Source organism: Desulfitobacterium sp. (assembly GCF_034927245.1).
GTDB lineage: Bacteria > Bacillota > Desulfitobacteriia > Desulfitobacteriales > Desulfitobacteriaceae > Desulfitobacterium_A.
Genome location: NZ_JAYFQK010000003.1, coordinates 103131 through 129713, shown reverse-complemented (window position 1 = coordinate 129713; position 26583 = coordinate 103131). Strand labels below are relative to the sequence as shown.

Annotated in this window: 26 protein-coding genes; 3 read left to right on the top strand and 23 right to left on the bottom strand. The window is 46.9% G+C overall.

Going from position 1 to position 26583, the window contains the following annotated elements:
• Positions 1-179: 179 nt before the first annotated feature.
• From VB077_RS00790 to VB077_RS00765, 6 genes are all read right to left on the bottom strand, one after another.
• Entirely contained in the window at positions 180-299 is a 120-nt protein-coding gene (locus tag VB077_RS00790) for a small, acid-soluble spore protein, alpha/beta type (RefSeq protein WP_323413302.1), read from the bottom strand.
• A gap of 196 nt (positions 300-495) precedes the next feature.
• Complete coding sequence (gene recG / locus VB077_RS00785; RefSeq protein ID WP_323413301.1) at positions 496-2949, bottom strand: ATP-dependent DNA helicase RecG; 2454 nt, start codon at positions 2947-2949, stop codon at positions 496-498.
• Positions 2946-3809, bottom strand: coding sequence for an L-serine ammonia-lyase, iron-sulfur-dependent, subunit alpha (gene sdaAA, locus VB077_RS00780; protein ID WP_323413300.1), 864 nt, complete (start codon positions 3807-3809; stop codon positions 2946-2948). Before sdaAA ends, recG begins: the two co-directional genes overlap by 4 nt.
• Positions 3810-3822: 13 nt before the next feature.
• The gene (gene sdaAB / locus VB077_RS00775) at positions 3823-4494 is read right to left on the bottom strand and encodes an L-serine ammonia-lyase, iron-sulfur-dependent subunit beta (RefSeq protein ID WP_323413299.1); all 672 of its coding nucleotides are present in this window, start codon (positions 4492-4494) and stop codon (positions 3823-3825) included.
• A gap of 102 nt (positions 4495-4596) precedes the next feature.
• Positions 4597-6279 (bottom strand): DAK2 domain-containing protein, encoded by a 1683-nt coding sequence (locus VB077_RS00770; protein WP_323413360.1) that lies wholly within the window; start codon positions 6277-6279, stop codon positions 4597-4599.
• A 42-nt stretch (positions 6280-6321) separates the two neighbouring features.
• On the bottom strand, positions 6322-6678 hold the full coding sequence (locus VB077_RS00765) for an Asp23/Gls24 family envelope stress response protein (RefSeq protein ID WP_323413298.1): 357 nt from the start codon (positions 6676-6678) through the stop codon (positions 6322-6324).
• 174 nt (positions 6679-6852) lie between these two features.
• Between VB077_RS00765 and rpmB the strand changes: the two genes are divergently transcribed.
• Positions 6853-7044, top strand: a complete 192-nt coding sequence (gene rpmB, locus VB077_RS00760; protein WP_323413297.1) for a 50S ribosomal protein L28 — start codon at positions 6853-6855, stop codon at positions 7042-7044.
• Between the two features lie 106 nt (positions 7045-7150).
• Here rpmB and hslO read toward each other — a convergent pair whose 3' ends face one another.
• From hslO to VB077_RS00675, 17 genes are all read right to left on the bottom strand, one after another.
• Complete coding sequence (hslO, locus tag VB077_RS00755) at positions 7151-8044, bottom strand: Hsp33 family molecular chaperone HslO (protein WP_323413296.1); 894 nt, start codon at positions 8042-8044, stop codon at positions 7151-7153.
• 45 nt (positions 8045-8089) lie between these two features.
• Positions 8090-8755 carry a thiamine diphosphokinase gene (locus tag VB077_RS00750; RefSeq protein ID WP_323413295.1) on the bottom strand — a complete coding sequence of 222 codons (666 nt, stop codon included), beginning with the start codon at positions 8753-8755 and terminating at the stop codon, positions 8090-8092.
• A complete protein-coding gene (gene rpe, locus VB077_RS00745; RefSeq protein ID WP_323413294.1) occupies positions 8752-9426 on the bottom strand; it encodes a ribulose-phosphate 3-epimerase in 675 nt (224 codons plus the stop codon). The genes VB077_RS00750 and rpe overlap by 4 nt, the downstream gene beginning before the upstream one ends.
• A 2-nt stretch (positions 9427-9428) precedes the next feature.
• The gene (rsgA, locus tag VB077_RS00740) at positions 9429-10322 is read right to left on the bottom strand and encodes a ribosome small subunit-dependent GTPase A (RefSeq protein ID WP_323413293.1); all 894 of its coding nucleotides are present in this window, start codon (positions 10320-10322) and stop codon (positions 9429-9431) included.
• 21 nt (positions 10323-10343) lie between these two features.
• Entirely contained in the window at positions 10344-12023 is a 1680-nt protein-coding gene (gene pknB, locus VB077_RS00735) for a Stk1 family PASTA domain-containing Ser/Thr kinase (RefSeq protein WP_323413292.1), read from the bottom strand.
• Positions 12020-13438 carry a peptidoglycan D,D-transpeptidase FtsI family protein gene (locus tag VB077_RS00730; RefSeq protein ID WP_323413291.1) on the bottom strand — a complete coding sequence of 473 codons (1419 nt, stop codon included), beginning with the start codon at positions 13436-13438 and terminating at the stop codon, positions 12020-12022. Before VB077_RS00730 ends, pknB begins: the two co-directional genes overlap by 4 nt.
• The gene (locus VB077_RS00725) at positions 13435-14715 is read right to left on the bottom strand and encodes an FtsW/RodA/SpoVE family cell cycle protein (protein ID WP_323413290.1); all 1281 of its coding nucleotides are present in this window, start codon (positions 14713-14715) and stop codon (positions 13435-13437) included. The genes VB077_RS00730 and VB077_RS00725 overlap by 4 nt, the downstream gene beginning before the upstream one ends.
• A 4-nt stretch (positions 14716-14719) precedes the next feature.
• On the bottom strand, positions 14720-15439 hold the full coding sequence (locus VB077_RS00720) for a Stp1/IreP family PP2C-type Ser/Thr phosphatase (RefSeq protein WP_323413289.1): 720 nt from the start codon (positions 15437-15439) through the stop codon (positions 14720-14722).
• A complete protein-coding gene (locus VB077_RS00715; protein WP_323413288.1) occupies positions 15420-15866 on the bottom strand; it encodes an FHA domain-containing protein in 447 nt (148 codons plus the stop codon). The genes VB077_RS00720 and VB077_RS00715 overlap by 20 nt, the downstream gene beginning before the upstream one ends.
• 14 nt (positions 15867-15880) lie before the next feature.
• The gene (locus tag VB077_RS00710; protein ID WP_323413287.1) at positions 15881-16684 is read right to left on the bottom strand and encodes an FhaA domain-containing protein; all 804 of its coding nucleotides are present in this window, start codon (positions 16682-16684) and stop codon (positions 15881-15883) included.
• Positions 16681-17754: a 23S rRNA (adenine(2503)-C(2))-methyltransferase RlmN gene (rlmN, locus tag VB077_RS00705; RefSeq protein WP_323413286.1), complete on the bottom strand. Its 1074-nt coding sequence runs from the start codon at positions 17752-17754 to the stop codon at positions 16681-16683. The genes VB077_RS00710 and rlmN overlap by 4 nt, the downstream gene beginning before the upstream one ends.
• A 14-nt stretch (positions 17755-17768) precedes the next feature.
• Positions 17769-19130: a 16S rRNA (cytosine(967)-C(5))-methyltransferase RsmB gene (rsmB, locus tag VB077_RS00700; protein ID WP_323413285.1), complete on the bottom strand. Its 1362-nt coding sequence runs from the start codon at positions 19128-19130 to the stop codon at positions 17769-17771.
• A complete protein-coding gene (locus tag VB077_RS00695; protein WP_323413284.1) occupies positions 19123-19815 on the bottom strand; it encodes a zinc metallopeptidase in 693 nt (230 codons plus the stop codon). Before VB077_RS00695 ends, rsmB begins: the two co-directional genes overlap by 8 nt.
• 13 nt (positions 19816-19828) lie before the next feature.
• A complete protein-coding gene (gene fmt / locus VB077_RS00690; protein ID WP_323413283.1) occupies positions 19829-20785 on the bottom strand; it encodes a methionyl-tRNA formyltransferase in 957 nt (318 codons plus the stop codon).
• Between the two features lie 37 nt (positions 20786-20822).
• Positions 20823-21278, bottom strand: a complete 456-nt coding sequence (gene def / locus VB077_RS00685; RefSeq protein WP_323413282.1) for a peptide deformylase — start codon at positions 21276-21278, stop codon at positions 20823-20825.
• Positions 21279-21338: 60 nt separating this feature from the next.
• A complete protein-coding gene (priA, locus tag VB077_RS00680; protein WP_323413281.1) occupies positions 21339-23660 on the bottom strand; it encodes a primosomal protein N' in 2322 nt (773 codons plus the stop codon).
• 400 nt (positions 23661-24060) lie between these two features.
• Positions 24061-24381: a heavy metal-binding domain-containing protein gene (locus tag VB077_RS00675; RefSeq protein ID WP_323413280.1), complete on the bottom strand. Its 321-nt coding sequence runs from the start codon at positions 24379-24381 to the stop codon at positions 24061-24063.
• Positions 24382-24662: 281 nt separating this feature from the next.
• On the opposite strand from VB077_RS00675, the gene VB077_RS00670 reads away from it, so the two are divergent.
• Together VB077_RS00670 and VB077_RS00665 are read left to right on the top strand one after the other, a co-directional pair.
• Positions 24663-25898, top strand: a complete 1236-nt coding sequence (locus tag VB077_RS00670) for a solute carrier family 23 protein (protein ID WP_323413279.1) — start codon at positions 24663-24665, stop codon at positions 25896-25898.
• A 181-nt stretch (positions 25899-26079) separates the two neighbouring features.
• Positions 26080-26583 carry a GNAT family N-acetyltransferase gene (locus VB077_RS00665; RefSeq protein ID WP_323413278.1) on the top strand — a complete coding sequence of 168 codons (504 nt, stop codon included), beginning with the start codon at positions 26080-26082 and terminating at the stop codon, positions 26581-26583.

Sequence of the window (26583 nt, the reverse complement as noted above, 5' to 3'; positions counted from 1 at the left end):
TTCTATGCGTTATAGGAGACTGGCTCTGAGTTGAGGTACGAAACTTAGAGCCCTAGTCGACTTATCCTCGAAGGGGAGAAACTATGCTTTCGGGTCTTTTGCAATAGTCCATAATTTTATGCGTACGAAAACGGGGCTGTTTTGCAACAGCCCCGTTTTGTTCCCGAACTTAAAACTGATTAAGTATTAGGGAACTTCTTATGCTTGCGGTTTGCTATACCGATTTCCTGAGCGACCTCATACTTGAACTTCTCAAGTTCTGCAGATAAGGGAGCTCCTGTTTTCTTTTGATCTTCCATGCTTAGCCCTCCTCTTTTTCATGTATTGAGTAGACCTTCAGCGTAACTTTTGTGCAAACCTGCATCGCTGCACAGCATATTATTTATTCTTGATTTCTAGAGTTATTATTATCTTATAGCCGCAACTGATACACGGGAATTAAAGTGAAAATCTAACTCTTCGACCAAAAGCGCAAAAAAATCCCAAATAAAATGATTAGTGCAAACCTACATTTTCTAAAGCATAGTACTTATCGATTTCCTGTAATAACTTCTCGTAATGCCGGGGCTCTGCTAAAACCTTTTGTGCTGTCTGATAAGCTTGTTCAATAATCCGAGCATCCCGCGAAAGATCCGCTAAGCGCAATTCCATAACTCCATGCTGACGTGTCCCCAGAATTTCGCCGGCACCCCGCAATTTCAGATCCTCTTCCGCAATCTTAAACCCGTCCTGGGTTTCACAAAGAACCTCTAATCTTCGACTGTCCTTTGATGAGGACATGAGGATACAAAACGACTGCTCACTTCCCCGTCCGACCCTGCCGCGAAGCTGATGGAGTTGGGCTAAGCCGAAGCGTTCAGCGTTTTCGATAACCATAACGGATGCATTGGGGACATTGACACCGACCTCAACCACCGTTGTTGAGACAAGGATATCTGTTTCCCCTGATTGAAAACTCTGCATCACTGCTTCTTTTTCCGAGCCTTTCATCCGGCCATGCAAAAGAGCTACCTTCCGTTCCGGGAAACGCTCACACAGGGCTTCAAAGCGTTGTGTTGCGGAGATAAAATCCATATGTTCCGATTCTTCAACAAGGGGACAAACGACATAAATCTGGTGGTCCTTTTCCATTTGCTCTTCCATAAACTTTTCCAGATTAGAACGTCCCCGCTCGGAGAGTTTACGGGTGATAATGGGTTTTCGTCCTTTGGGCATTTCGTCGAGGACCGATAGCTGTAAATCGCCATAAAGCGTTAAAGCTAAAGTTCGCGGTATAGGTGTGGCTGTCATGACCAGCACGTGAGGATTTTCCCCTTTTGTTTGAAGCAAGGTCCGCTGTTTTACTCCGAAACGATGTTGTTCGTCGGTCACAGCTAAACCCAAGGCTTTAAAAACCACCGTTTCCTGAATAAGCGCGTGTGTGCCGACCACGATTTGAGCTGTACCTTCGGCTATTTCCCGAAGAACCTTCTCTCGCTCGCTCCGGTTCTGACTTCCGAGCAAGCATACAACGCGAATGCCCAGCGGAGTAAACGCTTCCCTTAAGGATTGAACATGCTGAAGCGCTAATATTTCCGTAGGGGCCATCATCGCTCCCTGATAGCCGGATCCCACTGCTTTGAGAAGCGCCGCCATCGCGACCGCCGTTTTACCGGAACCCACATCTCCTTGGATAAGCCGTGTCATTCCTCTTGAGCTCTCCATATCACGGAAAATCTCGCGAATAACCCTTTTCTGGGCGGAGGTCAGTTCAAACGGAAGCGATTTAACGAATTGTTCAACTAATATCTGTCCGCCTTTCAGAGGAGGACTATCCTCACGCTGTAGCCCTTGGCGCAAACGCGCAACGGCTAGCTGCAGAAAGAGTACTTCTTCAAACACAAGCCGTTCGCGAGCCTTTTCTAAGCTTTCAAAAGAAGCCGGAAAGTGGATTTCACGATAAGATTGCGGACGTTCCATCCGATTCTTTCGCATTTCGTCAGGAAAAACTTCCGGAAAATAGTCGGGAACTTGAGAGATGACACTTTTCACCAGATTGCGAATCACCTTTGAGGAAAGACGAGCGGTTTCAGAATAGATGGGAATAATTTCAGGGGGTTTACCGGTACCCGTCCTTGTTATATCTGTCGCTTGAAGTTCGGGGACCCTTTTTTGCCAACGCACTTTCCCTGTCACCGTTACCGATGTTCCCACCGGGAATTGTTTAAGAATGAAGGTTTGATTAAACCACACCGCTGTAAGCAGACGTCCCTCTTGTTCAATCGAAAGTTTCACTACCTTTAGGCGGCCTTTGGTGATTTGTCCGGCAACAACTTTGCCGCTGACGGTGGCTAACTCACCGTCTTTAAGTTCATCAATCCGCTGCAGCCGCCGATTCTCATAACGCCGAGGAAAGTAAAGCAATAAATCTTTGACCGTATTAATTCCCAAATGTTCCAATTGTTTGGCACGTTCCGGCCCTACCCCTTTAAGGTATTGCAAAGGGCGATCTTTGGCCACGGGTTGAGGTTTAGGTTGAGGTTGAGGTTGGGGGATAACCTGTTTTACGAAGATTGGTTTTACCGGAATTGGTTTTACAGAAATCGGTTTTACGGAAACTGATTTCTTCGGATCAGACTTTGCCGGAATCCGAGACCCGCCCGGTTTTAATGAATTCACTTCTGCATGTCCATTAATTCCTTCGCTCGAACTCACATTTTCAATAAAGCGCCGCAGATGGGCTAAGGCTTCCCGTCGCTGCAAGGGACTCCATGCTTCATAATTTTGAGCCATCATTTCAAGAATTTGCCGATCACCGTTTGGCGCGATTTGTTCTAAACGCCGTAAAACGCCCGCCAAGAAAAAGTGAAAGCCGCCCACGACTCCCGTATCACTGCATCCCTGCTTTTCCTCGGCTACAACAGCTCTTTTTAGATTTTGGAGAACAAGTTTTTCTTGACCGGATATCATAGAAAATCAGCCTTAATTCTTTGCCCCGTTTTGGATACCGCTAATCCGCCTTGAGCTGTTTCGCGAAGGCTACACGGCATCTGTCTGCCGATTTCTCCCATGGCATCGATGACTTCATCCAGAGGAATTTTGCTCTCTACCCCCGCTAAAGCCATCTCCGCAGCCGCAAGAGCCAACGTTGCCGCTGTCGCATTTCGTTTAACACAGGGAACTTCAACAAGCCCTGCAACAGGATCACAGACCAAACCTAAGAGGGATTTCATCGCTAAGGCAGCCGCATTTCCCGTTTGAGCGGGCGTTCCCCCTGCAAGTTCAACAGCTACAGCCGCGGCCATCCCGGCGGCGGAACCAATCTCCGCCTGGCAGCCTCCCTCCGCACCCGAAACATTTGCCCGATCAGCGATGACCATACCCACCCCAGCCGCTGTAAAAAGCGCTGTTTCCAACTCTTCTTCGGTCGAACCCAGCAATTCATCCACAGTAAAAAGTACAGCCGGTAAAACACCGCAAGAACCAGCCGTAGGCGCTGCCACAATTTTCCCCATCGTCGCATTGACTTCAGCAACGGCTAAGGCTCTGGCAATAGCTCCGCTTACGATATCACCGGTAAGACTCTTACCGCTCTTCCGGCGATTATAAACCTTAGCTGCATCCCCTCCCACAAGTCCGGATAGCGATTGGCGCTCCTCGCTTAGGCCGGATCGGACAGAGGCTCGCATGACCTCTAAATTCGAACGCATCCGTTCCCGTAATTCTGATTCCGTTTTCTCTGAGTCCTCGGCTTGCTCAGCCAGGACAATCTCACCGATTTTCAATTCCTTCTCTTCGGCAAGCCGAATATAATCTTGATAAGCCCGCATTAAGCATTCCTCCTTACTCCAAGGGTTCAATCGCCATCGCTTGATGGACAGCAGGGAGTCTTGTCATTAACGTTAAGGCTGCCGGTTCAATGGCTTGATCCGCTTCAACAATAGTCAGTGCCCGAGCACCTTTCTTTTCACGGGAAACATGCATTTGAGCAATATTGATTTGAGCTGTGGCTAAAATTGAGGTCACTTGGGACACCACTCCGGGTAAGTCTTGGTGCAAAAGAATCAATGTATAAAAATCACCCATGACTTCAACTTGAAATTCATTGATTCGGGTAACAACGATTCGCCCTCCACCGATGGATGAACCGATTACTTCGACAACATTACCCTGACGTCCGGTTAAGCGGAACCTGGCTGTGTTAGGATGTACATCTCCTAAATTATCGGTCTTAAAGCGAATTTTTATTCCTTTTTCCTCCGCAATTTGGAAAGCTTTAGGAATACGTTCATCATCTGTATGCATACCAAGGAGGCCCGCAACCAGGGCTAAATTTGTCCCGTGACCTTTTCCTGTTTCTGCAAAGGAACCATGCAAGGTGATCTCAGCCTCCATGGGTTCATTCCCTAATATTTTCAACGCCATTGCTCCGAGACGAACAGCGCCTGCCGTATGTGAACTTGAAGGACCCACCATCACAGGGCCTATTAGATCAAAAACAGTACTCTTACCCAAGCTTCCAACCTCCAATTAACGCACCGGTCTTCGAAAGTGCCTGTTATCCGATATTGTAAATCCCCCCGGAACTCACCGGAGGGATTGGCCTGCGTTCTTGTCTTATTCTACCCCTAAAATATAATAATAAAGGGGCTGTTGTCCGGGATATAACTCAACTTCGATCGAGGGGACTTCATTTTCCAGCCATTCTCTAAGCTGTTCTGCTTCCTCTTCCCTAGTCTCTTCCCCATAGAATATGGTAACAAGGTCATGCTCCCGCCATTCCATTTTTTCCAGGGTGGACTGAGCAACCTGTAATCTTTCATGACCCGTAATCTGAATAACATCTTCAACCAGGCCGAGAATATCTCCTTCTTTGATTTCCAAATCCCCAAATTGAGAATCTCGAATAGCGTAGGTGACTTCTGCCGATTGAATCTGGGTTAATCCTTTGTCCATGTTCTGTGCGTTTTCTTCGGGATCCCCCTCCGGGTCGTAATTAACAAGTGCTGAGATTCCTTGCGGAATTGATTTTGTCGGGATAACATAAATATTTTTATCAGTAACAATATCTTTAACCTGATTGGCAGCCATGATGATATTTCCGTTATTCGGAAGAATATAAATATTTTCAGCCGAGACTTTCTGAACGGCTTCGACTAAATCCTCTGTACTGGGATTCATCGTTTGGCCGCCAAATACCACTTCATCCACACCTAAACTTTTCAGCACATCGGCAATACCTTGTCCCATTGCCGCGGCAATAATTCCGTGTTTTTTTAGCGGTTGCTCCTGCGTCTTTGTCTGAGCCTGTTCGGTACTTTCCAAGACTGCTTCATTATTTTTATCCTTTAAAGCATGGGCCATCGCTTCGTTTTGGGAAAGCATATTATGAATTCCGACTTCATGCAACGATCCGAATTGAATCGCATAATCAAGAATCTTACCGGGGTTTTTAACATGAATATGAATTTTTATGACTTCATCCGTACCCACAACCAACAAACAATCTCCGCGGTCGCTTAAATCCTGGCGGATACGGTCAGCATCAAGGTTTTTACCCTTGACTAAAAACTCTGTGCAATAAGGAAATTCGAGGTTCTCTACCTCCATAAATCCGGTTGGAGCTTCCGGGGGCTGCACCTTCTCCTTTGCGGGGGAAGCCGAATCCTCTTCAACCTCGAGACCCTCGAGTGCTGAAATCCACCCTCCGATAATAAGGAGAAATCCTTGGCCCCCGGCATCGACAACTCCGGCTTGTTTGAGCGTCGGTAACATTTCCGGTGTTTTCTCGAGAGTTTGTTGACCCTTTAAATACGCTTCTCGGAGTGTTTCAAGTGGACTGCCGCCCTGTTTGGCCCGGGCTAATGCGCCTTTGGCTATTTCTCGGGAGACGGTTAGGATCGTCCCTTCAACAGGCTTCATAACTGCTTTATAAGCGGTATCAACCCCCGCCTGGAGAGCTTGTGCAAGCTGGAGAGCCGAAACGTTTTTTTGTCCTTCGACACCCTTGGCGATTCCGCGAAGAAGCTGAGAGAGGATGACTCCGGAATTCCCGCGCGCACCCATCAGCGAGCCCATAGATACTGCAGCCGCCACCTCCGCCACAGATTGCCCGGAAGTCTTCTCCGCGTCTTTTACTGCGGACTGAATGGTTAAATTCATATTTGTACCTGTATCGCCATCCGGAACGGGAAAAACGTTTAAAGCATCCACTTCACTTTTTTTAAGCTCCAATGCTTTAGCCCCCGCCCGCATCATCATTTTCCATTGCTGTCCACTAACGTGTTCTCCTATTTCCATCGCTGGTTTCAAATCTTGATCCTCCTAATCTTTAACCGGCCGTTACTCAAGCACACGAACACCTTGTATATTTACATTCACTTGAGCGACCTTCAACCCGGTCAGGTTTTCTGTTGTATATCGGACTCGCTCCATAACATTCGTTGCGACTTCAGAAATATTGACACCATAGCCGACAACAATGTAAAGGTCAATAACCACTTGATTTTCATCAATCTTTACCATTACCCCGCGAGCTAAGTTTTCACGGCCCAGTAATTCGGTAAATCCATCGGTTATTTTACGAGAAGACATTCCCACTAAACCATAGCACTCCACTGCTGCAGCTCCGGCAATTGTAGCGATGACTTCCTCGGAAATATCAATTTTCCCCAAATTATTGTTAATTTCTTTTCCCATTTTGCGGATCTCTCCCTTCAGGCACTATCCATATCAGCATTATTCTACCAATAATAAATGAAATGTTCAATAATTTATATCTTCCGGGAATAATCCAAGCCAAAAACTTGCCAATCCTTAAAACTTTTGTTAAACTATTATAGTGTCATTTCCGGTGTAAAGGAGGTAAGAGCAATGGCTAATGTTTGTGCTATTTGCGGAAAAGGGATTTCAACAGGTATTCAAGTGAGTCACTCCCATATCCGTACCAAACGGACTTGGAAACCGAACCTTCAAAAGGTTCATGCCATCGTTAACGGCACTCCGACCCGGATCAGAGTTTGCACCAGATGCTTACGTTCCGGTAAAGTTCAACGCGCTGTCTGATTTTCGTGCGTTTTTCCAAGTAAAGCTCGACATTGTCGGGCTTTTTTCATTGTTTTTTTCTCTAAATGTCTGGAGGGGCTGTTACAGAACAGCTCCTCTTTTTATTTTATTCTTGCCCCGCTTGTTCATAAAGCTCGCTTAGCTCTTTTTCATTAAATAAATAATGCTCATTGCAGAAATGGCAAACCAATTCCGCTTGCTTGTCTTCGAGAATTTCCTTTAGTCCTTCCCGGCCTAAACTCACTAAAGTTCCCCCGACTCTCTCCTTTGAGCAGGAACAATGAAAACCCGCAGGACGTTTTTCTAAGACCTGATAAGATAGCCCGCCCAATAATGTCTCCGTCATTTCTTGCATCGAATGACTATCCGCCGCAATTTTACTAATCCCTTGGGTTAACGTCTTAAGCTTTTCCTCAATTTGATCGATGCATTCTTCAGATGCCCCCGGCATAAGTTGAATCAACAATCCTCCGGCACCTGCAACCTGATAATCCCGTTCGACCAAAACTCCCAATAACGCCGCGGATGGAATCTGCTCCGAATTTAAGAGATAATGGACAAGATCCTCAGCAATTTCGCCGCTGACCAAGGGAACCGTACTCGTATAATTTTCGCCGTTTTCTAAACTTTTACTTACGGCGAATTCCCCTTGCCCTACGGCTTGGGCTACATTTAGCTTTCCTTGTTCATTAAGCATCATATCTACAAATGGTTCATGAACATAACCCCGAACTTCGCCTTGAGCATTGCCAACGGCAACAACCCCGCCTAACGGACCGTCCCCTAAAAGGCGAATCGTAATAAATTCATTTCCTTTAAGCGAACTGGCCAATAACAGAGATGCTGTCATCAGCCGGCCTAACGCTGCCGTTGCTACCGGGGAAGTATGGTGCCTTCTGCGGGCCTCCTCGACCAGATCTGTTGTTCTTGCCACAACCCAGCGGGCTTGACCCCCGAGGAGGGTTCCTACCCATATCTCATCATGGTTATCATTTGCCATTTAATTCATCATCCTTTAAACGTTCGTTTGGCGAAGCTACGCTAATTAAGTGAGCAAAACGAGCAGAGCTATCCCTTCCTCAACCTGGACGACAGCCTGTTCTTCTAAAAAAACATTGCTTATCCCGCGCGGCGATTCTTTTAAAATAAATTCCCCATGCAAAGGATAAAATAATCCATCTGTAGTCACGCGTATTTTTTCGGTTACCGGAATAATAGAAAGCTCCTGTCCCGCTCGGCCTTTGAGTGTCTCCCTCCCCCGAATCATATAGATTTCATGAAGCGGGTCTTTGATATGAATACAACAGCCCCTGTTAAGGAACTTGAGCAGAAGGGCCAGATTTCCCAACAGATGATCCACTCGTCCTCCTGTTGCACCATAAAGCCACAGTGAAGACATCTCCCGGGATGAGGCGTTCGGTGAAGACATTTTAGTCCCAAGCATATTTAGGGCATACTCTAACGCAAGTTCCAGATCTGTCTCATCTTTTTCCCTCGGATATTGCTGAATGAGCACATCATTCCGGCGGCATAATTCTAAATTTTCCGGAGTAATGGAGTCCAGGTCACCGATTAAAACATCAGGTATCCGCCCCGTTAGAAGCGCGGAGTTGCCCCCGCCATCTGCACAGATCAGATAATCGAAGCGCGCCAATTCCAAGCGTCCCCACTCCGCATCCCACTGTCCGTTAGCCAAAACCGCTATTTTCACTTTGATCCACCTTTAAATTCAAGTCCGGATTTACGAATATCCCGAATCGCTTGTGCCGGATCAGGTTGTGCAAATACAGCCGCACCTGCCACTAAAATCTCGGCACCCGCTTTAACAGCGTCCGGTGCCGTTTGGACATTAATTCCGCCATCGACTTCAATCCGGCATGAGGACTGCATCTGTTCTAAATATTTATGTAAGACTTGAATCTTCGGAAGGACTCCGGGAATGAATCTTTGTCCTCCAAAGCCGGGATTAACACTCATAATCAAGACCATATCAAGGTCCGGCAAAATGTATTTCAAACCGTCTAAAGGTGTCGCGGGATTCACAGCCACACCTGCCGATAAACCTAAAGCTTTGATCTGTTGAACGGCCCGATGAATATGCGGAGTCGCTTCAAGATGAACAGTGATATGATCCGCACCGGCCTCAGCAAAATCTTGAATATAACGTTCCGGTTGTTCAATCATCAAATGGACATCAAATAACATTCTGGAATGGGGACGCAATGCTTTAACAACAAGCGAGCCAATCGTCAAATTCGGGACAAAATGCCCATCCATGACATCAATGTGCAAAACTTCAGCCCCGGCTTCTTCGACTGTACGAACCTGTTCGCCCAGCCGGGAAAAATCTGCGGAAAGAATGGAGGGTGCAATTTTTAGCATGTCTAATATCTCCTCTCAGCGGCAATAACTTCTTCTAAAAATAAACAATAATGATCATATCGTGTTTTTTCAATCTGCCCGGATTCAACGGCTGCCTTCACAGCACAATCGGGTTCCTTATGATGCAAACAGCTCGTAAAGCGGCATTTTCCCGATACATCCGCAAACTCCGGAAAAAAGAAGGACAGTTCTTCGCGTTTCATCTTAGGCAAGTAAAGAGAAGAAAAACCGGGTGTATCCGCAATTAAACCTTCCCCGCATACCATTAACTCAACATGCCGGGTTGTATGGCGACCGCGCTTCATTTTGCGGCTGATTTCCCCTGTCTTCAGTTCAAAACCTGGCTCCAAAGCATTAACCAAGCTTGACTTGCCTACTCCCGAAGGACCCGCAAGAACGGTTACCTTTCCTTTGAGATGTTCCCGAACTTCGGCTAGGCCTTGCCCTGTCCGCGCTGAAACCTTGACAAAATCATAGCCCAATTTCTTGTAATAATCTAAGCTTGTGACAGCATTTTCTGACGTTGCCGTACTGCCTTGCTCCTCAGCCTGATCCACTTTATTAATAATAATAATCGGCTTGATTCCAACCTCTGAAACCTGAATCAACAAGCGATCCAGCAAATTGAGATCCGGCCGGGGCGAAAGGAGTGCAAAAACGAGAAAAGCCTGATCCACATTTGCTATTGTGGGACGAACCAACGAATTTCGCCGTTCTTCCACTTTCTCAATCGTCGCCTTATTCCCCGTCCCCGGAAGAATCTGAACACGGTCTCCGGTCAAAAATTCCTGTTCTTTAATGCGAAAGCGGCCGCGCAGGGAACACTCCCATACTCGACCTTCCGCATAGACATAATAAAATCCACTGTAACCTTTGAGCAAAATACCTACTATCATATCTACCCCTTAATTTTGAAATTAAGCTAATGGCCCCGGGCCATCGGACACCGTAATCGTCACGATCGTTCCGGGCGGAATCGCATCCCCCGGTTTTGGATTCGTCGCCATCACCGCATCTTTCGGATAATCAGTCGAACTTTCATTGAGAATTACGACCTGAAGGTTCATTTGATCGACTAAAATCTTCTGGGCTTCGGCCGCCGATTTTCCCACCACATTAGGCATCACCAGATTACCGTTCGCTCCGGCACTCACAGTGAGGTCGATCTTGTCGTTCTTCGGCCAAGGCGTATTCGCAGGAGGGTTCTGTCCGGTGACAATTCCGGCCGGCAAGTTGGATTTTGTATCCGGAATAATCTTAATATCCCCGGTAAAGCCATCACTCTTCAGTTTATTCCTTGCATCTTCCTCAGTCATCTGGCCTGTCAACAAATTCGACATCTTCAGCATTTCCGGTCCTTTGCTTACCGTGATTTTAATGGAACGTCCTTTTTTTACCGTAGACCCGGCCTTTGGGCTCTGGGCTGAAATCTTCCCGGCCGCAATAGTATCATCGTATTCTTCATCCACATTTTGATCGAGCTTAAGGTTTGCTTTTTCAGTCGCATATCCGGCCTCAAGTTTCGATAGACCGACTAAATTCGGGACCTCGGTCGGGCTGCCGCCAAGGTAACTAAAGCCAAACCAACCTGCCAAAAGAAGCAACAGTGCGGCAACCGCACCTATTATCCAGGCTTTGCGTTTATTCTTCGGTTGATTCGTTTTCGGAGGCTCATCTTTAGGATGGGCAGATAAAGCCGCATTTACTCCATTGCTCAATGATTTATGGATACGCGTACTTTCAAGGTCTTCCTCAAGAGGCTGTTCCGTCATCTGAAGGGGTTCACCATTTTGGACACGGGTTAAATCCTGAATAAGCTCTGAAGCTGTTTGGTATCGTCGTTCCGGAGCTTTAGCAATAGCCTTTAAAATGACATTTTCAAGTTCTTGGCTGATCCGCGGATTCAGACTGCTCGGGGGAACCGGATTCTCTTGAAGATGCTTTAGGGCAATGGCAATCGGAGTTTCGCCATCATAAGGAACCTTACCTGTCAATAACTCATAGAGAATAATCCCCAATGAGTAGAGATCGGATTGTTCATTCGTTTGAACCCCTTTGGCCTGCTCCGGAGACAGATAATGAACAGAGCCGATAATATCACCCGTATGGGTCATCGTCGCGGCAGAGACAGCCCGGGCAATACCGAAATCCGTGACCTTAGCACGTCCATCCGCGGTTACAAGTATGTTATGGGGTTTAATATCCCGATGGATTATGTGGTGTTCATGAGCATGACGGATTGCCCTGGCGATTTGCAACGCTAAATTAATGCTTTGTTCAGACGATAAGGGTGCATACTCACGGATGAGTTCTTTCAGATTCTGCCCCTCGACGTACTCCATCACAATATATTCGGTATCTCCATCCTTGCCCACATCATAGATCGAGACAATATTCGGATGAGAAAGACTGGCAGCCGATTGAGCCTCTCTCCGAAAACGCCGTACAAAATCGTCATCTGAAGCGAACTGGTCGCGCAAAACCTTAATGGTCACGACACGGTTCAGCAAGATATCCTTGGCCTTATAAACAATGGCCATTCCTCCGACTCCGATTTTTTCTATTATTTCATAACGTTCGCTTAATATTTTGCTCATTTGGATTCACCTGCTTTCTGACTTAATGCTGTTTCGATCATAGCTCGGGCAATCGGTGCTGCCGCTCCCCCGCCTGTTCCTCCATGTTCCACCATTACAGCAACAGCAATCTGGGGATTATCGGCCGGTGCAAAAGCAATATACCATCCATGTGTTTTGCTATTTCCCCCAGGCTCTGCCGAGCCTGTTTTAGCGGCAACTTGAATTCCGGCAATTCCGCCCGGTGAAGCAGTCCCCTCATTTACAGCAGTTATCATCGCACTCTTGATTTTATCCGCCTCCTCAGTCGATAACGCCGTTAGCCACGGTTGAGGGTTGGTTTTATAAAGTACGTTTTGCTGATCATCCATAACCTGACCCACAATATGAGGTGTCATCATGACCCCATGATTCGCAATTCCGGCGGTAACCAAGGCCATATGGAAAGGGCTAACAAGAACCTCGCCTTGACCAAACGAACTTGCGGCAAGCAGATTGGTATTTAACTGTTTAGGAACGGGAGACTGATTCGTAATCTGACTTGGTGGAACAGATAATTCAAAGGGTATGGTTTGTCCAAAGCCAAATTCCTTAACTGCCTTAAGGAATTGCTGATCACCGCTTTGTACTCCGAAGTTTGCAAAATAGGTATTGCAGGAATCAGCGAGGGCCGTATCATAGTTCACCCATCCATGGGCTTTATCATTCTGCTCGGGAATAACCTGTCCATTAATAACCGTCGATCCGGTACAATTATAAAGATCTCCGGTATTAACCCCTGAGCGCAGGATTGCAGCTGAGGTAATGACTTTCATGGTTGAACCGGGCGGATAAAGGGCAAAAGCGCGATTAAGGAAAGGACTTCCCGGCTTTTTACTTAATTCCCCCCAATTTTGATCCAACGCATTGGGGTCAAAACTAGGCTGACTGACTAAAGCCAAAACTTCACCGGTTTTAGGATTGAGGGCCACTGCAGTTCCGCTTTTATCTTTAAGCCCCTCATAAGCAACTTTCTGCAATCGGTAATCTAAGGTTAAAACAACATCGTTTCCCTTGCGGGGGAGCTGAAAAAGCTTTTTAATTTCCTGTTCAGCTGTCGCATCTTTTATTCCTAGGAGCCAATCCCCAAAGGAAGCCTCCATCCCTGCCGAACCATGCTGCAGAGTAGCATATCCCAGCAAGGGCTCCAGGACTTCCCCCTTGGGGTAAACTCGCGTTTTCTTATCATCGGTTATTTGAGTCTGGGCCAAAATTTCGCCGTTCCGATCAAAAATTCCTCCTCTGACAACGCGTTCTTCCATAAGTATGAGACGGCGGTTTGCCGGATTTTGCAGCAAGGCATCAGAACGTACGACCTGCCAATAAACTAATCCAAAACTAAGAAAAATAAAACTGATGGAGAAACCTATAGCGATATACCTTAACCCTTTCTTCATAAGGCATACCCCCTCTCCTTACTCTTTGAGGCGGGCCTGTCCGCAGATACTTGGGAGATATTCGCCAAGATTCCTAAGAGAAGAAAATGAACCAGCATCGAGCTTCCCCCATAACTCACCCAAGGTAAGGGAATTCCGGTCAGCGGCAAAAGCTTCGTGACCCCTGCTAAAATGATTAAAGTTTCCGTACCGATGAGGATACCGATTCCGGCCGCCAGAATCTGTCCAAAACGGTCCACGGCCCTCATGCTCACGCGGAAAGCACGCAGGACAACGATCAGGAAAAGCAAGAGAACAGCCATTGCACCCGCAAATCCGATTTCCTCGGCAATAACGGCAAAGATAAAGTCCGTACTCGCCGCGGGAACTTGGAAAGCTCCGATTCCGTTTCCCAGGCCTACTCCCATGATTCCCCCTCCGCCAATGGCAAAAAGAGATTGAGCAATCTGATACCCACCCCCGGAGGAATCAATCCACGGATTAAGCCACGTTGAAACCCTAACACGGACATGGTGAAACAAGAAATAACCCATTACTCCTGTTACGCCGAGAACAGGTAAAGATATACCCAAATAAAGTGGCCGCTCGGTTACAACATAAAGCAAAAGAACAAACAAAGAATAAAAAACCAAAGCTGTTCCCAAACTCTTTTGAGCGGCTAACAGACCCAGGGAAAAACCGCTCATGATTAAGAACGGACCTAACGTGCGCCCATCCGGCAAAGAGAGCCTTCCAACCTGCACCGTACCCACACGAAGAATTTCTTCGTGCTCATCCAGATATGAGGCCAGAAAAAGAAGTAAGGTGATCTTCACTAATTCCTCGGGTTCAAAACTAAAGCCGCCGATGCTCAGCCAGCTGGTTGCCCCGCCGGCGGTTACACCGAACACCAGGGTCAATAATAGCATAATAACAGAGGCTAATCCCCAAAGATATTGATATCGCCCTAATTTCCGATAATCTTTAAGCCCCCAAATAATAAAATAGAAAGCTATGAGTCCAATACTTGCCCACCAAAACTGACGCATCGCCGAGGCAGGACGAATACGCGTCAAAAACACCAAACCAATGACAACTATAGTCTGGACCGTCGCTAAAAGCAAGGGGTCACCCTGATAGTCGGTTATCTTCTCTATAATCAGCCCTAAAAGAAGCAACACCGAAAATATCACCGCTTGCCAGAGAACTGATCGGTCTGCACGTCCCTCTAAGTACAAGACCCCCAGGCCAACCCACAAAATCATTAAATTAAGAAAGCGCAGCACTCCATATCCCATTTTGTCACTCCATAAGACAGCCTAGGGCTGTAAAGTTATCCGGAGCTCCCCGGTCAAGAATAAGCTGGCGCATCCGTTCAAAATGTTCTTCCCAAGAACCTTCCTGAGATAGCTCCCGGATTAATTCTTCTTCGGATATTACATTGGAAAAGCCATCCGTACAGAGCAAGAAAAAATCCCCCTTTTGACAACCCATGCAACCGGAATCAACTTTTACTTCTTGGGACGCTCCGACTGCCCGAATAAGGACATGCCTTTGGGGATGCTTTTCCGCCTCTTCGGGAGAAATCTGGCCCATGCGAACCAATTCCTCCACAAGTGAATGATCAACCGTCAGGGGAATCAATTTCCCTTCCCGCCATAAATAGCCCCGGCTGTCTCCCACATGGGCAATAACGGCTTGATCCGCCTTAAAAACTAAAGCGGTCAAAGTCGTCCCCATTCCTTCATTCGCCGGATTTACCGTTGAAGCCTCGAATACTCTGCTGTTAGCTTGAATTAAGGCCTGTTTAACCCAATCCAATACTGCGTCTCCCTCTAAGTTTTCGAGTTCCGAAGCAGCCTCGGCCAACACTTGCAGAGCCGTACGCGCCGCGACCTCTCCGGCCAGATGCCCACCCATGCCGTCAGCCACGGCATAGAGACCATATTGAGGAAGAATAAGTAAGGAATCCTCATTATTTTTTCGTACACATCCGGTTTCACTAAAGCTTACTACTCTCATCTTGCCACCTCGAATACTGGAAGGTGATACTTCCAATTTTCACATAATCACCAGCGACCAATTGAACCGGAGAGTGAATCCGCTCTCCGTTAACCCAGGTTCCATTCGTGCTTCCAAGGTCCTCGATGGTGGTTACGCCTTTCTTATTTCGAATCAGGGCATGGTCGACCGACGCGAAATGATCAGTCAAAACCACATCATTATGTTTCCCACGTCCTAATTTAAGACCTTTACCCTCAATGCGGAAAACCCTTCCTTTGGGAAAAAGTTCCCCTCCGGCGAGGACTTCAAGCCGTCCGTTATTTTGTTCTCCTTTACGGATCCCTTTAAATTGAAGATCACCTAAAAGGGCGGTTAAAACTTTAAACAGGTATAAATAAATCAGTACGATAAAAAGTAATCGCCCCAAAACCACAATGAATTGCATAGATACCTCCGAGCCTATTCCCGACGAAGAGCCATTATGGTTTGCCCAATTTCAATTCGGTCTCCCGGGACAAGAATTTGCTTAGAAATACGCTGACTATTAAGCCATGTTCCATTCGTACTCCCCAAATCATCAATTTCCCAACCGGAACCCATACGACATATTCGTAGATGTCGACGGGAAACTTCCGCGTCATTGAGAACAATCTCACACTGGCTATGCCTTCCGATATAGATCACATCATCCTTAAGCGGAAATCTTTTCCCTTGATCAGAACCTTCTAAGACTTCGAGATAATACGGAGATTTCCTTCCTTGTTCTAAAGGATCCTTCAGCGCAAGCAGATCGGCGCCCTGCAAAATGTTTGTTTGATCCCGCCAAGCTTCCGAAGGGTTGTTTTCATCGTCATCGCTTTCCTCGTATTCCTCGTCCGCATCCCATTTTACCTCAATCGAATCATCAAAATCGACTTCGACAAACATTTCGCACGGTTTAACGGTATCATCGGCATGAAGTTCGATTGAGGGTTTACTCAAGAAGGTAAAACCGCTCCGTTGCCCTTCGGCATAGATATACTTGGAAAGTTCGAGCAGAAACGCTTCTCCGAAGCTTGCTAAAGGACTCCAGTCACTGGAATGAAGATAAACCCGATAGACATTGGGAACATAAACTTGTGAGATGCTGACCTGCTTATTTTTATACATCGCTTTCACAAGTTCTTTGGCAATTTCCACAGGTTGAAGACGGGCCGCATTTTTCTTAAAGACCCCTGTAAAAAGGTGTTCGGCTACTTCTTCAAAACGGGCTAGAAGGCTCATTTCTCGTCACTCTCCCACTGGCGTCGCAGTTGACCACAGGCTGCGTCAATATCTGTTCCTTTTTCCTCGCGAAGGGAAACCGGAATTCCTTGTTGTTCAAGGACGCGTGCAAAACGCTGAATTTCTTCCGGCTCGGGCCGAGCCATGCCCGTCTCCACGACGGGATTAACGGGAATCAGGTTGACATGGGCAAGCTGCCCCTGCAAAAGCCGGGCGACTTCATCTGCGGCCTTTTGTGTCGCCTGGCCCGCAATTAAAGCCACCTCAAACGTTATTCTTCGATTTGTTGCTTCCGTATACTCTCGGCAAGCTTTCATTAACTCTGCGAGAGGATACCGCCGATTGATCGGAATTAAATCATTACGGATCTCATCATTGGCACTATGTAAGGAAACAGCCAGCCCGACTTGAGGATTATCCTCTGCTAATTGCCGGATTTTCGGGGCAACACCGCTTGTCGAAATGGTCATCCGCCGCATCCCAATGTTTTGACCGGCCTCCCGATTAAGAATTTGAATCCCTTTTAGAACCTCGTCATAATTAAGAAGCGGTTCACCCATACCCATAAAAACAACGTTAGTCACTTGAAATTCGGGATCCTCTTGGCGCATCAGATGGGTAATATCAAGGATTTGGCCTACGATCTCCCCGGCGGAAAGGTTTCTTTGCCATCCGCTTAAACCGGTAGCACAGAATGCACAGCCAACCGGACAACCCACCTGAGTCGAAAGACAAACGGTTCGGCGATTTCGGCTTTTCACTCGGTCATAATCCATCAAAACACATTCGATACTCTGTCCATCCGCCAGTTGAAATAAAAATTTTCGAGTGCCATCCTTGGAAACTTGCTCCCTCAGCAACTGAAGCGGTTCGAGTGTTAAACGTCCCCGAATTTTTTCCAGATCGGGTTTCCCTACATTTTTAATCTCATCCCAGTGTTGAACCGCTTTTTGCTGAATCCATTGAAAGATCTGACGCCCCCTGAATTTAGGCAGCCCGATCTCTTGACAAACCAATATAAGTTCATCTTCGGTCAACCCTCTTATATCACTACTCACCATAGTATTCACCTAATTCCTTCCAGCTAAACTTCCACCCGCTTAAATTTAGCTATAAAAAACCCGTCCATGCCATGGCGATGAGGCAGAATTTGCAGCATCCCTTTTTTTGCTTGTCGAATATCGCTTTCTTCGTTTAAAGAAAAGGGGAGAACATCTAATAAATTGACCGGTTGAAATTCGGGATGTCCCTTTCGGAAGGCCTTGACTACCTCAAAATTTTCATCCGGTTCAATCGTGCAGGTTGAATAAACCAGTTCCCCGCCTTGAGCCACACATTGGGCCGCTCGATTAAGGATTTCCAGCTGCAAGGCCGGAAGTTTTTCAATCTCCGCTTCTGTCTTATGATAACGCAGATCCGCCCTTCGCCGAATGACGCCGAGCCCCGAACACGGTGCATCGACCAATACTTTTTGGCAGGAACCTTCTTCGATTCCGGGCAATTCACGGGCATCCCCCGCTTGAGGCCGAATAATCGTGATGCCCAAACGCTGCGCCAATTGAACAATCAGACCGACTTTTTGAGGATGGATATCAAAGGCCAGGATTTCGCCTTGATTCTTCATTTTCTGGGCAAGATGAGTTGTCTTTCCTCCCGGCGCGGCACAGGAATCCAGGACTCGTTCCCCGGGCCGAGGATCTAAAACATGGGCCACCAGTTGTGAGCTCTCATCTTGAACCGTAAAGAGACCCTCCTGAAAGCATTTCAGCCGATCAAGCGCACCTGAGTTTTCAAGAATCAAACTTTCCGGTACCCGTTCACCTAATCTCGCCTGAACCCCTTCCTGCTGAAGATTGTTCAGCAGCTCTTCACGGGTAACCTTCAAGGTATTGGTCCGAATCCATAATAACGCAGGCTCATTATTTGCTTGGCAGAGGGCTTCTGTCTCCTCAAGTCCGTATCGCTTAAGCCAACGCTTGACCATCCATTCCGGATGTGAATAACGTACGGATAAATAGCGCACAGCCTCTTTTCCGGAATTGGGCCAGCGGATATTCCACCCATCATGCAGTACCTTGTGCAGAACTCCATTGACTAAACCCGTATACTTTCCCTGGCGCGGTTTGGTCATCTCCACGCCCTCATTTATAGCCGCCGGAGCGGGTATTTTTGATAAAAAAAGAAGTTGAAAAGCGCTAATCCGTAAAATCCAACGCACTTCATGAGGCAATGCGGAAAGAGGAGTGCGCAAATGCCTCCTCAATGCATAATCCAAAGTCAGTCGGTTTTTCAACGTACCATTCACCAATAAGGTAATAAGCTGCCGGTCTCGTCCATCCTCAACCTCTTGCAATTCCCTTTGCAGAAGGAGGTTGGCATAGGCCTGCTCCTCATCCACCCGGCCAAGAATCCGAACGGCTCGCTCCCGTGGCGCCAAATTAGTCATTCCTGTTTCGTCCTTGCGCTATTAAAATGAAACGAGCAAGCTCCAATACGGCAGTTAAAGCCGCTGCGACATAGGTTAAAGCTGCCGCGCTTAAGACCCTGCGTGCTCCTTTTACCTCATCCTGAGCCAGCATCCCATTGCTTTGCAATAATGCCATTGCTCGATGGCTCGCATTATATTCAACAGGCAAAGTGATCAGCTGAAAGATAACCGCAAGTGAAAACGCCAGAATTCCGATCTGTAAAAGCCAATTGAAAGCAGGCATAAAAAAGCCGATGAGGATGAGCACCGGCCCTAAACTGCTCCCAAAATTGGCGACCGGAACAAACGTTGAACGCAGCTGCAACGGAAAATAGCCGTTGGCATGCTGGATCGCATGACCCGTTTCATGAGCTGCAACCGCCAAGGAGGCTAAGGAGTTTCCGCTGTAAACCCCTTCACTTAAACGAACCGTACGATCCCGCGGATCATAGTGATCGGACAGATTGCCGGCTACCGGCTCAATTCGTACATCATAGAGACCATTGGCTTGAAGGATTGCCCTTGCAGCCTGAGCCCCGGTATATCCGGCACGTGAATACACTTCTGAATATTTATTATACGTCGTGGAAATCTTTCCTTGAGCATAAATGGATAAGATTATCGCAGGAATGATGATGATATACGTTGGATCCCAAAAAAACATTTATTCGTTCCTCCTATTGTCCTAATACTTCGCCAACCCGAGCACGGCGTCCAAGGAAGAAATCCCGTGCAGGCATGGCTCTCTTACCCGCCGGCTGAACCTCCTGAATAAGGATTCGTCCTGAACCGGTTTGCAGAACGATTCCCTCCTTGGCAACGCTTACCACTTCTCCGGGAACGCTCACGCTTTCATGATTATCCGCTTCGGTAAGTTCAGGCGAATCGCTTAAGCGGCTCCTCCAGATTTTTAAATTCTCCCGATGGAAGGTTGTAAACGAGCCCGGAAAGGGATTTAAAGCGCGGATTTGATTGTGAATATCTCGGGCACTGCGCGTCCAGTCAATTCTCTCGTGCTCACGTTTGAGCAGAGAAGCATAACACGTTTCCCCTGTCTGCAACTCAGGAACTAATATGCCCTGTTCCAAATGATCAAGCGTTTTCAGTAAGAGCTCTGCACCTAAATGGGCGAGTGCTTCGTCAAGCTCCCCTGTTGTTATTTCTTCGGAAATCGGATAAACCGCTTTAAGCAGCATATCTCCTGTATCTAATCCTTCATCCATCAGCATCGTTGTTACGCCTGTTTGAGTTTCCCCATTCATCACTGCCCAATGGATAGGGGCTGCTCCCCGGTATTGGGGCAATAAAGAGGCATGAACATTGATACACCCTTTGGGCGGAAGGTTAAGAATATCTGCCGATAAAATCTGACCGTAGGCAACGACAATTATGGCTTCCGGAGCCAGTTCCTGTAGTTTTGCCAATACTTCAGGCGTTTTAATCCGTTCCGGCTGAAAAACGGTAAGTCCCAATTCTCCGGCAGCGACTTTCACAGCACTTGGCTTTAGCTTTTTGCCCCGTCCCGCCGGGCGATCCGGCTGCGTAAACACCGCGCACACTTCATGACCCTGAGCCGTAAGAGCCTTCAGGGAAGGCACCGCAAACTCGGGTGTTCCCATAAAAACAAGACGCATCTTTTTATCCTTTCCCTTCTTATCGGTCAATACTTTTCTAGCGGTTGCGATGGGTCTTATGCGCCTTATCGACGAAGAGAATCCCTTCCAAGTGGTCGATTTCATGCTGGCTGGCGCGTGCAAATAACCCCTCGGCTTCAATCCTTTGAAGTTCACCCTTGCGATTGAGGGCTTCGACGACGACCTTGGCCGCACGCATAACTTCACCCGTCACTCCGGGAATGCTCAAGCATCCTTCACTCCCGTCCTCTTGACCTTCTTGCTCAACAATGACCGGATTGATGAATTCAACCGGACCCTCGCCCACATCAATGACGACAACCCTTTTGGAAACCCCGATTTGCGGAGCAGCTAAACCCACCCCGTTTGCCGCATACATCGTATCCAACATATTGTCCAAAAGCTTAACGATATTCGGTGTAATCTCTTTAACTTCCTTCGCTTTTTCACGAAGAACATCAGCACCTATTTCAACAATTTGATAAACTGCCATTTTTGTTATCCCCTTTCACCCTTCTATTATAATCTATTTTAACCGGAATCAAAAATGTTGCTAACCCATATAAAGCGGATCTACCTCAATACTGAGCTGAACACCCTGGCTCGACGAATCTTGCGCGTATTTCTGCACACCCTGATGCAAAAAAGCACTTAAAGGCTCCAAATGTTTGCCTTTAACCAAGACCTGCCAGCGGAATTTATTTTTAAGCCGGGATAGAACCGCAGGCGCCGGCCCAAGGATAACTAAATCATTATTCTCATTTTCGTTATTCAATATTCCTAAACGGAGATATTCGGTAAGAGAATGCGCAGCTCTAATGACAGTTTGTTCTTTTTCATGAAGCAAGACAACCCGAATAATATGGGTAAAAGGCGGATACCGTCTTTCCTTGCGATACTTGATCTCATCCCAGAAAAAGTGCGGATAATCATGTTGTGAAGCCAGAACAATTGCCCGGTTTTGGGGAGAGTATGTTTGAATAATCACTTCCCCCGGCTTGTTGCTTCGGCCGGTTCTGCCGGCAACTTGAGTCAAAAGTTGGAAAGCCCGTTCCTTTGCTCGAAAATCGGGCATATTCAGCAATTGATCGGCTGCCACAACTCCGACTAACGTCACATTGGGGAAATCCAATCCTTTAGCCAGCATCTGGGTTCCCACCAAGATATCTGCGTCCTGTTTTCGAAAGGCCGTCAAAATCCGTTCATAATTTTCCTGATTGCGTGTCGTATCCCAATCTAGACGTAAAATCCTCGCCTGGGGGAACAGCCCTCTTAGTTCCTCCTCAACACGTTGGGTCCCTTGACCAAAAAAGCGGATATAACGGCTTCCGCATTCGGGACAGTTATGGGGCGGTGCTTCCTCATGATTGCAGTAATGACAGCGCATAACCTGGCCTTGGCTGTGATAAGTCAGGGCAACATCGCAATCGGGACAACGCGCGACATAGCCGCATTCCCGGCAATTCACAAACGTTGAATACCCTCTTCGATTTAAAAAGATTATGCTTTGTTCGCGCTTTTCAAGACGTAACCGCAATTTGCTCTGCAAAGCGACTGAGAACATACTTCGATTGCCCTTTATCAATTCTTCCCGCATATCCACAATCTCAACAGGGGGAAGCGGACGGTCGGCAACACGATGTTCCATTTTGGCAAAACCGATTTGACCCGTTTGGGCAGCTGCGTAGGCCTCCAGCGATGGAGTCGCGCTGCCCAGAACGACAACCCCTTGATGCTGTTCCATCCGTTTTCGGGCAACATCCCGCGCATGGTACTTTGGATTTTCGTCCTGCCGATATGCCCCTTCATGCTCTTCATCTAAGATGATAAGCCGCAAATTCGGCAAAGGGGCAAACACTGCGGAACGGGCACCGATGACGAGTTTGATTTGTCCCTTGATAATCTCTTGCCAAGCATTCGCCTTGACCCCGGATTTTAACCCGGAATGCAAGACGATAACCTGCTTGCCAAACTGCTTTTGGAAATAGTGTTCCACTTGTGAGGTTAAAGAAATCTCCGGGACAAGAAGAATAGCTGTCCCCCCTTGGGCAATCATTTTGGCGATCACCTCGCGGTAGACTTCCGTTTTACCGCTTCCTGTTACACCATGTAAAAGAATCGTCTGATAGACCTTCTCGGCCAAAGCTTTCTCAATCCTTTGACAGGCTTGTGCTTGTTCAGAAGTTAACTTCCAATGCTCTGCACGTTGAGTACTCCTATCATTACCGTCCCGATCACCGTCTCGCTGGGTAGACTCTATTCCTTCATTTTCATGCAACCGCGTCTCTTCATGGAACTGTTTTGCACTGCCGGCCGGAATTCCGGAGGTAAAACGAGACTCCAGTCTCAGCCACCCTTGCTTTACTAATTCCTCTAATTTGCCTTGATTAAATCCGGACCGTTTCAGAAACACCTGCAAAGGCAGAGCCTTTTGCCGTGAGCGAAAAAGCACGGAAAATCCCTTGTAAAATTCGGGATCTAAGAACTTCAGCGTCTTGACATCCTCATCTTCTTTGGAGACCAACGGAACAACCCAATCTTCGACTTTTCCCTTCATCAGGGGCCATACGGCATGCAAGCTTTGAGCTATAGGGCAAATCGTCCTCTCGGCCATCCACAAGGCGAGTTTCAGCAGGTCTTCGGGAATCGCGAATGCATCGTCAACCACGCCGAGAACCTGTTTGAGGACACATCCCTTCACCTCTTCGGGTAAGACCTCCGTTGTTCTCAGAACAATTCCTTGAACCTGACGATGGCCAAGCGGGACGATAACCCGCATTCCTGCCTGAAGCGACAATGATGGGGGCACCTGATAGTGAAAAATTTGATCGAGGCGACGATTCGCGACATCAACAAGAATTTCCGCATATTGCAAAACAGACGTCTCCTTTCAAATTTTCACAGCTTATTTTCACAGCTTAAAAGTTTATTTTAACATAATTTGAATGGACTGAGGCAGTATAAAGAAAACCCGGCTTCGCCACGTCAGTCCATAGTATGGACTGACGCACTTGTTGCCTTAGCGATAAAGAAGACTTGTTCAGCGCCAAAGCGCTGGACTTAGTTGCCTTATCCTGCCACACTTAACCGCATACATCGTAGGAAGGCAAAGCCGCTGGTTGCACTTATGCTGGAAGAAAGTATGCAACCGAAGGTTATACTTTCAGACAGTATATACATAGGGAAAGCCGGTGACTGGTTCAGAAGTTGGATACCTCCTGACTTAGTCCCGGCCTTCCTGTAATAGGGTCAAGCGCAGTGCACTTCTTTTTCCTTTATCCTATGGTTACTGCCGTTCCGGAGATGCTAACCATAAGCATGCTTCCACTTTGTCCGACAACTTCATAGTCAATATCAATTCCGACCACCGCATTCGCCCCTAAACGAGCGGCCCGCTGTTCGACCTCTTGCATCGCTGCATCCCTAGCCTCTTGGAGCTTTTCTTCGTAAGCCCCGGAGCGTCCGCCGATAATATCGGTAATACTTGCAAAAATATCGCGGACAATATTCGCACCCATAATCGCTTCCCCGGTGATAACACCATGATAAGTCAGAATTTGCTTTCCTTCAATGCTCGGTGTTGTCGTTAAGATCATTTCTTAACCCTCCTCACATTATTAGTTAATAAATTCTACCATAAACAGCAGTACGAGTAAAACCTTGGTTAAGACTAAATACGACTAAGTACAAAAAAATCTTGCAAAACTCTTTTTACTTATGTTATGCTCTATGCAAGGAAACAAACGTGACCTTTAAATTAGTCCCGTGAGACTAAGAAGGGAATGTAGGCCATGTATTCAATGATCATGGACACCTCTTTCTTGCTCGCGGGCAGGGAAGAGGTTTTTTGTTTTATGTTTGAAGGAGGCACTCATTGATGCAAAATGAAGTTCAGATTCACGAAAAACTCCCCCTCGCCCAGACCATTCCCCTTGGTTTACAGCATGTATTTGCCATGTTTGGGGCAACTGTTCTCGTACCGTTCCTAACCGGACTCAGTCCGTCCATAGCACTCCTCTCCTCAGGGATTGGAACTCTCATCTTTTTAATTCTCACCCAAAGTAAAGTTCCGGCTTATCTTGGCTCCTCATTTGCCTACATCGGAACCTTAACTTACTTTGTCAAAGATCAAAACGATCTCGGTTCCGCAATGGGCGGCGTCTTAATTATCGGAGTTATTTACCTTATCATGTTTTTGCTTATGTCCTTCTTTGGTACGGCCTGGATTCATAAACTTGTTCCACCCATCGTTGCCGGACCGGTCGTTGCCATCATCGGTTTCAGCCTGACCCCGACTGCGGTTGGCATGGCATCTTCAAACTGGTATATCGCAGGCTTCACATTAGCTATGGCTCTGATTTTATCGGTTTATGCTAAAGGATTTGTTAAGCTCATTCCTATTCTGCTCGCCATTATCATCGGTTATATTGCCGCTGCAGTCACGGGAATTGTTGACTTCACCCCAGTTGCGGCTTCTTTTCAACAGTTAGTCGTTTTCCCTGTCAATCTTAAGACTTACCAATTCCCTAGCTTTGATAAAACCGCAATACTCATGATGGCTCCTCTCGCCATGGTTACGATCATTGAAGACCTCGGCCACATGATCGTTCTGGGGAATATCACTCACTCCGAACCTATTGAGGACCCCGGCTTTCATCGCGTCCTTGCCGGTAATGGTTTAGCGACAATTGCTGCCGGCTTCTTGGGCGGACCTCCGGTAACCACTTACGGTGAAAACATTGGCGTCCTCGCCGTCACCCGCGTCTATAGCACCTTCAATCTCTGGGTTGCCGCTATTATTGCCATCGTCCTGAGTTGTTTCAATCCCCTCCAAGCTTTAATCATGTCCATTCCGACCCCTGTTATGGGCGGGGTTTCCATCCTTCTCTTTGGAATGATCGGAGTTGCCGGAATACGGACTCTCATTGAAGCTAAAGTGGATCTATCCGATTCCAAAAATCTTATGATCGCTTCTGTTATCTTCGCTTTAGGCATAGGAATTACGAATCACGGCGTAGCTTGGGCCACAATCGTGGGCATTATCCTTAACCTCGTTCTCGGCGGATTAAAGGCTGAGGAAAAGGATCAGGTTTCAGGAAACAAAGCTGCTTAGAAAATTTGTACACATCATTTGCGTTTAATTTAAAAAACTCGGGTAATTCAAATACGAATTTCCCGAGTTTTTCTTTTCAGATATATACCCCAGATGATACTTTATAGGGCATCTAAGGATATTGCATTCAAGCATAGGAAAGCTTACACTGCAATTAATATTATGGAGGAGAATTTTTATTATGGAATTCAGACAAGCAGCCAGATCGGATATTGACAGTATCCTGAATATTATTAAACAGGCGCAAGCTTATTTTAAGGAACATGAAATCAACCAATGGCAAAACAATTATCCTAATCATGAAGTCATCATGAAGGATATCAATAATAGCCAATCATTTGTATTAGTAAACCGGGACAAAATCGTAGGTACGACAGCCGTATCTTTCGAGGGCGAAAAAACCTACGAAATTATTTATGAAGGTCAATGGCTGAGCAATTTCGACTATGCCGTCATTCATAGAATGGCCGTTGACTCCGTTTATAAAGGACAAGGGTTAGCCTCCCTAATGATTAAAAAAGTAGAGGAAATGTGTTTAAGTAAGGGTGTCCATAGTATTAAAATAGACACTCATGAGGATAATGCTTCAATGCAAAATTTGATCCATAAAAACGGGTTTCAATATTGCGGCATAATTTATTTGCAAGATAATAGTAAAAGAATGGCCTTTGAAAAGATATTTTAA